Consider the following 8,334-nt stretch of genomic DNA (forward strand, 5'->3'; position numbering starts at 1 on the left):
GTCAGCTCGGTGCAGAGGTCGCCGCCGAGCACGAAGCGGCGCACCGGGGCGCGCAGGGCCTCCGAGAGGTGGTCCGCGCCGGGAAACCGGATGCCGGGCACCCCGTCCCCGATGAGCATGGGCGCGGTGGTGAGGTAGAGCCGGTGCAGCGTCCCGGCCGCCAGGAACCGTGAGACGGTGCGTCCGCCGCCCTCGACGAGCACGCGCTGCAGGCCGCGCCCGGCCAGCGCCTCGAGCACGGCCGAAGGGGCCAGTCCGTCCGCGCCCACGGGCAGCCGCAGCACCGCGACGTGCGGTGCCGGCGCCGCGGGCACGTCCGCGTCCTCGCCCACGACCCACAGGGTGGGCGCGGCGCCGTCCGTGAGCACTGCCGAGTCCCGCGGGGCCCGCGCGGAGGGGTCCAGGACCACGCGGGTGGGATGGGGGCCGGGCACGGCCCGCACGGTCAGCCGGCAGTCGTCGGCGACGACCGTGCCGACGCCCACGACCACCGCGTCCACGAGCGCGCGCAGCCGGTGCAGGTGCGCACGGTCCTCGGGGCCGGTCACGAACTCGGCGTGCCCGGTGCGGGAGGCGATGAACCCGTCCAGGCTCTGCCCCAGCTGGGCGAGCACGAGCGGACCCCGGTGCGCCACGATCGGCCCGTAGCGCTCGACGAGCTCCGTCCCCGGGGACCGGCCGGGCGGGACCCGTCCCGCCAGCAGCGCCTCCCATTCGGCGGCACCGGGGGCGGCGGCACCGGGAGCGGCCGTCACGGGGACGTCGTCGTCCGGGTGCGGCGGCCCGGCCTGGGGGCCGCGGGGTGCGGAGGTGTCGGTCATGGACTCAGTCCCGGGCGAGGAACCGGTCCCCCGCCGTCTCCTCGGCGACGGCCCGCAGGCGGTCGTACTGGTCGGCGGCCTTGGACTCGAGCTGCCGCAGCTCGTCGGCGTCGAGGCGCGGCTCGGCCGGGGCGAGCTCCAGCAGGGTGACCCACATGCTGCGCTTGGCCACGACCAGGGACTGCAGCATCTCGAGCTCCCCGTGGGCGGCGATGCCTGCCCGTTCCCGGATCCGGCTCAGCGGATTGAGCCGGGAGGCGATGCCGGTGACGGTCCCGAGCCCCTTGGCCACCTGGCGCCGGCCGGAGCCCAGGCGGTCGATCATGGCCTCGAGGCGGCCGATGTCCTCCTTGATCTCACCGACGAACGCCGCGAACCGCTCCTCGTAGGGCGTGCCGGCCCACGTGGTGGCCGCCTCGTCGAAGAGCCGCACCCCGGACAGCGCGCCCATGTAGTGCCCGAGCATGTAGGCCTCGAGCTTGTCGGACTGGACCTCTGCCCGCGCAGTGCCGTCGGGGCCGGTGCGTGGCTGCTCGCTCATCTGCTTCTCCTCGCTGATCGGGAGGACACCTCCGCGTGGTGCACCGCGATGCGCTCCGGCGTGCGTCCCGCGGTTCTCCTGGTCCTCCAGCCTACCGACCCCGTCCGCGCCGTGGCGGGAGCGGCAGGACGGGAGCGGCAGGAGTCCCGCGGCCGGTCCGTGCCGCCGGGGCCGGGGCGGGACCGGCGGGGCGAGAACCATAAGGGACATGACTATCATGGGCGCATGACTGAGAACACGACCGGCGCCCCCGACCCCGACGAGCAGGAGACCCTCGGGGCCTCCAGCCCCGAACCGGGCAGCGGGATCGACCGCGACCCCGACGAGTGGGCCACGGGCGAGGAGCCGATGACCAGCGCCCAGCGCAGCTACCTGGACACGCTGGCCCGCGAGGCCGGCGAGGAGCTGCCCGCCGACCTCACGAAGGCCGAGGCGTCCAAGCACATCGACCGCCTGCAGGGCGAGAGCGGCCGGGTCCAGGACCAGTAGGTCCGGCACCGGCGGAGGGGGAGCACCGTGAAGATCGTCGTCCTGGGAGCCACGGGCAACGTGGGCACGGCGGTGCTCCGCCGCCTGCACGCCGCACCGGAGGTCACGCACATCGTCGGGGTCTCCCGCGAGGACCCCGAGCGGGAGGGGGAGCCCTACGACGGCGTCGAGTGGCACACCGTCGACGTCGCCGCGAAGGAGTCCACCGCGGAGCTGGCGGAGATCCTGGACGGTGCGGACGCGGTGATCCACCTCGTGTGGCTCATCCGCCCGAACCGGGACTTCGCCCTCATGCACGAGACGAACGTGGACGGTCTGGTGCACGTGCTCGACGCCGTGGTGCTCGCCGGGGTGCCCCAGGTCGTGTACCCCTCGTCGCTCGGCGCCTACAGCCCCGGCCCCAAGGACCGGGCCGTGGACGAGTCCTGGCCCGTGGGCGGGGTCGAGACCTCGCACTACAACGTGCAGAAGGCCGAGACGGAGGCGGTGCTCAACCGTTTCGAGGAGGCCCACCCCGGGGTCGTCGTGACCCGGCTGCGGCCCGGCTTCCTGTTCCAGGCCGGCGCCGCCCCCGAGATCGGGGACTACTTCCTCGGGGCCCTCGTGCCCAAGGGGCTGATCGCCCGGCTGCGCCTGCCCGTGCTGCCGTTCCCGGAGAAGTTCCGCTTCCAGACGCTGCACACCGACGACGTCGCGGACGCGTTCTGGCGGGTCATCCAGCACCGGGCCGGAGGGGCGTTCAACGTCGCGGCCGAACCGGTGCTCGGCGCCGACGGCGTGGCGCAGGTGCTCGGGGCCAAGCGCGTCCTGCCCGTGCGGCCGGGGCTGCTCCGGGCGCTCGTGGCGATCACCTACCGGCTGCGGCTCCAGCCCACCGACCCCGGCTGGATCGACCTCGCCGACGCCGTGCCGATCATGGACACCACGCGGATCCGCGAGGTCACCGGCTGGTCGGAGACCGTGAGCTCGCTCGAGGCGCTCCGCCAGGTCGTGGACCACCTCGACGGCCGCGAGGGCCTCGGCAACCGGGAGCACCGGCCCAAGTCCCCGCTGGTGTAGCCCCCTGGCGGAGCCCGGCCCGGCCGTGCCGGCTCGGTGCCGCCGGGCCGGGCACGGCCGGGCGGAGGCACCTCCGGCGTGCGCCGGGCGGTCCGCCCGGTCAGCGGTCCCGGCGCTGCAGGAGGGCCAGGACCCCGCTGACCAGCACCATGGCCACCGACGCACCCACGGCGACGGCGAACGCGCCCCGGTGTCCCGCGGCCTCCGCCAGGAGCCCGGCCAGCGCCGCCCCCACGGCGGAGCCCAGCACCACGCCGCTCGCGAGCATCGTCATGACCGTGCCCAGCCGCTCGGGCCGGGCGACGTCCCCGCCGATCGTGTAGATGCTCACCATGGTCGGACCCAGGGGCAGACCCACGACCAGCAGCACCACGAGCATGGGCCCGATGCCCTCCGGCAGCAGGAACAGCAGGCTCAGGACGGCCATGGCGCCCGCGCTGGCCAGCCAGCGCGAGGCGGGCCGGAAGCGCTGCGGCCACCACGCCACGGACAGGGCCGCGGCCGCCGAGCTGATGCCGAGCACGGCGTAGAGCAGCCCGGCGGCGCGCTGCACGCCGAACTCGCCCCCGAAGGCGTTGAGCCCGTTCTGCACGGCGCCGAAGAACGTGCCCATGGCCAGCATCCCCAGCACGGGCAGCAGCACCAGGAGCCGTTCGCGACCGGGGACGGGTCGGGCCGCCGCGCGCCGCCGCTCCGCGGCCGAGACCGCGGGGACCGCCAGGCGCGTGGGGTGCACGGCGAAGGACGCGACCATCGTGAGCGTCAGCACCGCGGCGAGGACGAAGGGGGACCACGGGGCGACCAGTGAGGCCAGGAGGCCCACCAGGGCCGGGCCGAGCACGAAGGTCAGCTCGTCGGCCGTGGACTCGTAGGACAGGGCGGTGTCCAGCTCGCGCCGGTTCCCGCCGGTGAGCCCCCGCCACCGCACCCGGGCCAGCGAACCGACCTGGGGGCACGTGGCGCCCACGAGCAGGGACGCACCGACGAGCAGGGGCACGGGCGGGGCATCCGGGCCTGCGGGGACGTAGGCGGTGGCCAGCAGCAGTCCGATGGCCACCGTGTGGGCGAGGGCGGAGACGAGCAGCACGGCCCGCTGGCCCACGCGGTCGGCGAGGTGGCCCATGAGGGGCCCGCCCAGGGCCGAACCGACCCCGACGGCGCCCGCGGCCAGCCCTCCCACGACGTAGGAGCCGCTGACGGCGGTGGCGAGGGTCAGCGCCCCGACGATGATCATGGCCAGGGGCAGCCGGGCCACGAAGGCGATCGGCAGGAAGTCGCGTCCGGCGAGCTGCACGAGCCGGGCGTACCGGCCGCCGGCCGAGGGGATCGGCCGGCGGCCGGCGTCGTGGTGCGCGGTGTCCTGCTGCCCGGTCGCGGAGTGCTCCGCGCCGGGGAGCGGAGCGGCGGGGACCGGCGCGGCAGGTGTCCGTGCGGCGCGATCCGCCGTGGAAGAGGTGGTCAGGGAGTTCATTCAGGGGTCCTCGGAAGAAGCGCGCACCGTCCCCCCTCCCGGTGCGCCCGACCCGGACAACGGGACCCAGTCTAGCGCCGCTCCGCCCCGTTCTCCGAGGTGGTGGAGCGTCCGCCGTAGGTGACCTCCGCCGCACCCACGGCCGAGGAGACGTACAGGCAGGGGCGGTCCTCGGGGGCGGCGGCGCAGACCGTGGCCGCCGTCAGGTCCGCAGGGTCGCGGTCCTCGGCGCCGGCCACCACGGGCGTCCACCAGCCGGCGTCCTGCACCGTGGCCTCGATCGCCCCGGCACCGGTGGTGACGGCCACGCGCCGCGGGGCGTCGCCGAGGAGCCGGACCTCGGTGGCCCCGACCTCGGTGTGCACGTCCAGGTCCTCGACGACCCGGACGCCGTCGAGGTCGACGGCGCCCACCTCCGAGGCCGCCCACAGGCTGCGGGCGCTGCCGCTCACCTCGATCACGCCGGCCTCGGTGTCGAGCCGGACGTCGCCGAAGTCGCCCTCGACGTTCAGGGCGCCGGCGTCGCCGGAGAGCTGCAGGTCCACGGGCTCGTCGTCGGCCGGTACGGTGACCCGCACGTCGATCTCGGTGCCCGCACCGGGCCAGGAGCTCGACGGCAGGGCATCCAGTGACAGCCGTCCGTCCTCCACCCGGGGCTCGGGGGCGCGGTCGAGGCCGATCCCGGCGTACACGGCCTCGACCCGCAGGTCGGGGACGTCGGCCGTCACGACCTCGATGACGGCCGCGTGACCGTCGACCACCACGGTGTCCACGGGGTCGGTCACCGTCGTGTCCACCTGCCGCTGCTCGATGGACAAGGACGCGGCCGCCGCGGCGCCGCCGCCGGCGAGCAGGAGGAGGGCGCCCAGGCCGCCGAGCACGGCGGTGGGGACGAGCCAGGCCGTGCGCTCGTTCTCGCCGACGACGTCCTGGTCGGTGGGGCCGGGGTGCTCGGTGCGGGTGCTCATGGCCGGAACTCCTGGTGCGTCTGGTGGGTCGGGGCGGGGTGGCCGGGCCCGGGGTCCGGGTAGCCGAGGTAGCGCAGGACCGCGCGGACGCGGCGGTTGCCGCCGTCCTCGTGGGCGAGGCCCAGCTTGGTGAACAGGGAGCGGATGTGCTTCTCCACCGAGGACTCGGTGAGGAACAGGTTCGCGGCGATCGACGCGTTGGACAGCCCCTGGGCCATGAGCCCGAGCACCTCGTGCTCCCGGGGGGAGAGGAGGTCCAGGTCCTGCCGGTGCCGCGAGCGCACGAGCAGCTGGGAGACGACCTCCGGGTCCAGGACGGTGCCGCCCGCACCCACGGTCTCCACGGACTCGAGGAACTGGTCGACGTCCGCCACCCGGTCCTTGAGCAGGTAGCCCAGCCCGTCCCGGCGGGACGCGATGAGCTCGGAGGCGTAGCGCTCCTCGACGTACTGGGAGAGCACGAGCACCGCGATCCGCGGGTGCTGGGAGCGGACCAGGACGGCGGCACGGATGCCCTCGTCCGTGAACGTCGGCGGCAGCCGCACGTCCACGAGCGCGAAGTCCGGCTCGTGCTGCTCGACGGCCTTCAGCAGGTCCTCGGCGGTGTCGACGTCGGCGACCACGTGGTGCCCCGCCTCGGTGAGCAGGCGCACGAGGCCCGCGCGCAGGAGGACGGCGTCCTCGGCGATGACGATGCGCATCAGGACCCCGCCCCTCGGGCGACCGGCAGCTCGACGGTCAGCTCGGTCGGCCCGCCGGCGGGCGAGTCGAGGAAGAAGTGCCCGCCCGCGGAGCGGATCCGGTCGGCGATCCCGGAGAGCCCGCCGCCGGGGACCACGACGGCCCCGCCGCGGCCGTCGTCCGCGATGCGGGCGACCACCCGGCTCCCTCCCGCGGGGTCCGTCTCGAGGCCCACCCGCACCGACGCGGCGTCGGCCTGCGCGTGCTTGGCCAGGTTGGCGAGGCCCTCGGAGACCGCGAAGTACACGGCCGCCTCGGTCTCGGGGGCCAGGCGCGGCACCCGCACGTCCACCACGACCGGGACGGGCGACTGGGCGGCCACGGCGGAGAGGGCGGCGTCGAGACCCCGGTCCTCCAGGACCGCCGGGTGGAAGCCCCGGGCCAGGCGGCGCAGCTCGGTGATCGCCGCCTTGGTGGTGGTGTGCGCCTCCCCGATGAGGTCCTTGGCGCCGGCGGGGTCGTGGTCGATCCGCCGCTGGGCCATCGAGAGGTTCATGGCGACGGACACGAGCTGGGGCTGCACGCCGTCGTGCAGGTCCCGCTCGATCCGGGAGCGCTCGGTGCGGGCACCGCGGACGGCAGTCTCGCGGGCGGCCGCGGCCTCGGCGGCCCGGCGGCGCAGCTCCGCGGCCTCGTCGACGCGCAGCAGCAGCCGGGACAGACCGCGGTGGGCGGCCACGGCGAGGACCACGACGAGCAGGCCGAGCAGCGCGAGGGCGACCCCGGCGAGGACCACGGCCCAGTCCGGCCAGGTCCCGACCAGCTCGGAGGGCCAGACCGGGTTGGACTCGGCGGCGTACAGCGGGGCGAGGGCCAGCGCCACCGCGGCGCCGGTGCCGGCCAGGGCGGTGACGGCGACCCAGCCCAGGGCGGTGGTCAGGACCAGGTGCAGCAGGCCGGTCCAGAACGCGGGGTCGGAGACGTCCAGCCACCACTGGTGGACGATCCGCCACCCGTCGGTGCGGGGCGAGCGGCGCCGGCGCGGTGCGGGCAGATGCAGTCCGAAGGCAGCCTGCGTGCGGCGGCGCTCGACCCACTCGATCCCGCGGACCGCGTAGATCGCGGCCACGAGCAGGACCACGCCGACCAGGGCGGCGAGCGAGGCGATCCCGGCGGAGACCAGGGAGACGAGGGCGGTGAGCCACAGCGTGCCCAGTGCGGCGTCCACCACCAGATCGGTGCCGCCGAAGAAGAGGGTCCTGGGGGACCACGGTCCCCACTCGCGGGGGACGCCGGGGCCGGCGGGCCGGGACCCGCCGCCGGAACGCCGGGCGGTGTCCCCGGGAGCCCCGGAACGGTGGCCGGGCCGGGTGCCGGGCTCGTGCGGGGGGCCGTGTCCGGTGTCGGGGGCGGTGCCGGGGTCGTGGCCAGGATCGTGGCCGGGGTCGTGGCCGGCTTCGGGGCCGCTCCACGGTGCGGACGGCAGGGGCCGGGTCTCGTGCGGTGTGCTCATGTCCTTCACGCTACGGTCGCCGGCCGGCTCCGCACTGCGACGTTCTCCACCTGTTACCACTGCGGTTTTCCGCACCCCGGTCCGCACCTCGGTCCGCAGCTCGGTCCGCACTCCGGCACGCGGGAGCCCGCGGCCGCGTCCCGGTCGCCTGCCCGCCGTGCCCGCGGCGGGGGACCGCAGCGGCACGGTCGGACGGATGGGGCAGGCCTCAGCCGGCGCCCAGGAGGTTCACGCCCGCGGCCGCGAGTGCGCCGAAGGCGATGCCCCACAGCACGATGGAGAGGATCTGCCACCGGATGACGGCGTTGCGGTCCGCGCCGAAGGACACCATGGCGGTCGCCGTGATCTGGCTCGGGAGGATGGTCTGCCCCAGCAGGCTCACACCGGCCACACCGTACTTGTCGAACGCCCGGCGCAGCCGCTGCCGCTTGGCCGAGGGCTCCCGGGCGTCGCCGGCGAACCGGCGCCTGAGACCGTGCGCGCCCAGGACCAGCGCGAGCATGGAGGCCACGTTGCCGACGACGGCGGCCCCGACCGCCACCACCGGGTCGAGCCCGGCGAGGACGCCGATCACGGAGCCGAAGTACGACTCGACGAACGGGACCGCCCCGGCCGCCACCACCCCCAGCCACTGGAGCAGCGGCGGCAGGGAGGAGGTGAAGTCCTGCAGGGCGTCGATCATCGGGGTCCTTCCGGGAGCGGCGTCTCGGCCCGTCCGCGCTCGCCGTCGGGCCCTCTCCCCGCACGCTAGCGGCGGCGGCTCCTCCGGGTCCTCCCCCGGCGGGCGGAGC

General features: G+C 75.7%; 9 protein-coding genes. 2 read left to right on the top strand and 7 right to left on the bottom strand.

All coding sequences use genetic code 11. The annotated features are described in order from the left end of the window. Together ACH9D3_RS07055 and ACH9D3_RS07060 are read right to left on the bottom strand one after the other, a co-directional pair. A partial coding sequence (locus ACH9D3_RS07055) for a dihydrofolate reductase family protein (RefSeq protein ID WP_396410384.1) occupies positions 1–821 on the bottom strand: 821 nt, incomplete at its 3' end. 4 nt (positions 822–825) lie between these two features. Next, positions 826–1,362, bottom strand: coding sequence for a hypothetical protein (locus tag ACH9D3_RS07060; protein WP_396410385.1), 537 nt, complete (start codon positions 1,360–1,362; stop codon positions 826–828). A 225-nt stretch (positions 1,363–1,587) separates the two neighbouring features. Here ACH9D3_RS07060 and ACH9D3_RS07065 point away from each other — a divergent pair, with 225 nt between their 5' ends. Further along, positions 1,588–1,851, top strand: a complete 264-nt coding sequence (locus tag ACH9D3_RS07065; RefSeq protein WP_396410386.1) for a DUF3072 domain-containing protein — start codon at positions 1,588–1,590, stop codon at positions 1,849–1,851. 27 nt (positions 1,852–1,878) lie between these two features. Next, complete coding sequence (locus ACH9D3_RS07070; protein WP_396410387.1) at positions 1,879–2,910, top strand: NAD-dependent epimerase/dehydratase family protein; 1,032 nt, start codon at positions 1,879–1,881, stop codon at positions 2,908–2,910. 100 nt (positions 2,911–3,010) lie between these two features. Here ACH9D3_RS07070 and ACH9D3_RS07075 read toward each other — a convergent pair whose 3' ends face one another. The 5 genes from ACH9D3_RS07075 to ACH9D3_RS07095 all read right to left on the bottom strand — a co-directional run bounded on the left by ACH9D3_RS07075 (position 3,011) and on the right by ACH9D3_RS07095 (position 8,225). Then, on the bottom strand, positions 3,011–4,381 hold the full coding sequence (locus tag ACH9D3_RS07075) for an MFS transporter (RefSeq protein WP_396410388.1): 1,371 nt from the start codon (positions 4,379–4,381) through the stop codon (positions 3,011–3,013). 71 nt (positions 4,382–4,452) lie between these two features. Continuing rightward, a complete protein-coding gene (locus ACH9D3_RS07080; protein WP_396410389.1) occupies positions 4,453–5,349 on the bottom strand; it encodes a hypothetical protein in 897 nt (298 codons plus the stop codon). Beyond that, positions 5,346–6,050: a response regulator transcription factor gene (locus tag ACH9D3_RS07085; protein WP_396410390.1), complete on the bottom strand. Its 705-nt coding sequence runs from the start codon at positions 6,048–6,050 to the stop codon at positions 5,346–5,348. Before ACH9D3_RS07085 ends, ACH9D3_RS07080 begins: the two co-directional genes overlap by 4 nt. After that, complete coding sequence (locus ACH9D3_RS07090; RefSeq protein WP_396410391.1) at positions 6,050–7,543, bottom strand: sensor histidine kinase; 1,494 nt, start codon at positions 7,541–7,543, stop codon at positions 6,050–6,052. The genes ACH9D3_RS07085 and ACH9D3_RS07090 overlap by 1 nt, the downstream gene beginning before the upstream one ends. Before the next feature lie 208 nt (positions 7,544–7,751). Continuing rightward, the gene (locus ACH9D3_RS07095) at positions 7,752–8,225 is read right to left on the bottom strand and encodes a hypothetical protein (protein ID WP_396410392.1); all 474 of its coding nucleotides are present in this window, start codon (positions 8,223–8,225) and stop codon (positions 7,752–7,754) included. Positions 8,226–8,334 lie beyond the last annotated feature (109 nt).

It is taken from the genome of Kocuria kalidii (genome assembly GCF_044462225.1).
GTDB classification, from domain to species: Bacteria; Actinomycetota; Actinomycetes; order Actinomycetales; family Micrococcaceae; genus Kocuria; species Kocuria kalidii.

Bases quoted from the DNA above. Each gene is read 5' to 3' on its own strand.
- ACH9D3_RS07085 (WP_396410390.1), bottom strand. From the start codon at position 6,050: ATGCGCATCGTCATCGCCGAGGACGCCGTCCTCCTGCGCGCGGGCCTC.
- ACH9D3_RS07065 (WP_396410386.1), top strand. From the start codon at position 1,588: ATGACTGAGAACACGACCGGCGCCCCCGACCCCGACGAGCAGGAGACC.
- ACH9D3_RS07090 (WP_396410391.1), bottom strand. From the start codon at position 7,543: ATGAGCACACCGCACGAGACCCGGCCCCTGCCGTCCGCACCGTGGAGC.
- ACH9D3_RS07075 (WP_396410388.1), bottom strand. From the start codon at position 4,381: ATGAACTCCCTGACCACCTCTTCCACGGCGGATCGCGCCGCACGGACA.
- ACH9D3_RS07080 (WP_396410389.1), bottom strand. From the start codon at position 5,349: ATGAGCACCCGCACCGAGCACCCCGGCCCCACCGACCAGGACGTCGTC.
- ACH9D3_RS07095 (WP_396410392.1), bottom strand. From the start codon at position 8,225: ATGATCGACGCCCTGCAGGACTTCACCTCCTCCCTGCCGCCGCTGCTC.
- ACH9D3_RS07060 (WP_396410385.1), bottom strand. From the start codon at position 1,362: ATGAGCGAGCAGCCACGCACCGGCCCCGACGGCACTGCGCGGGCAGAG.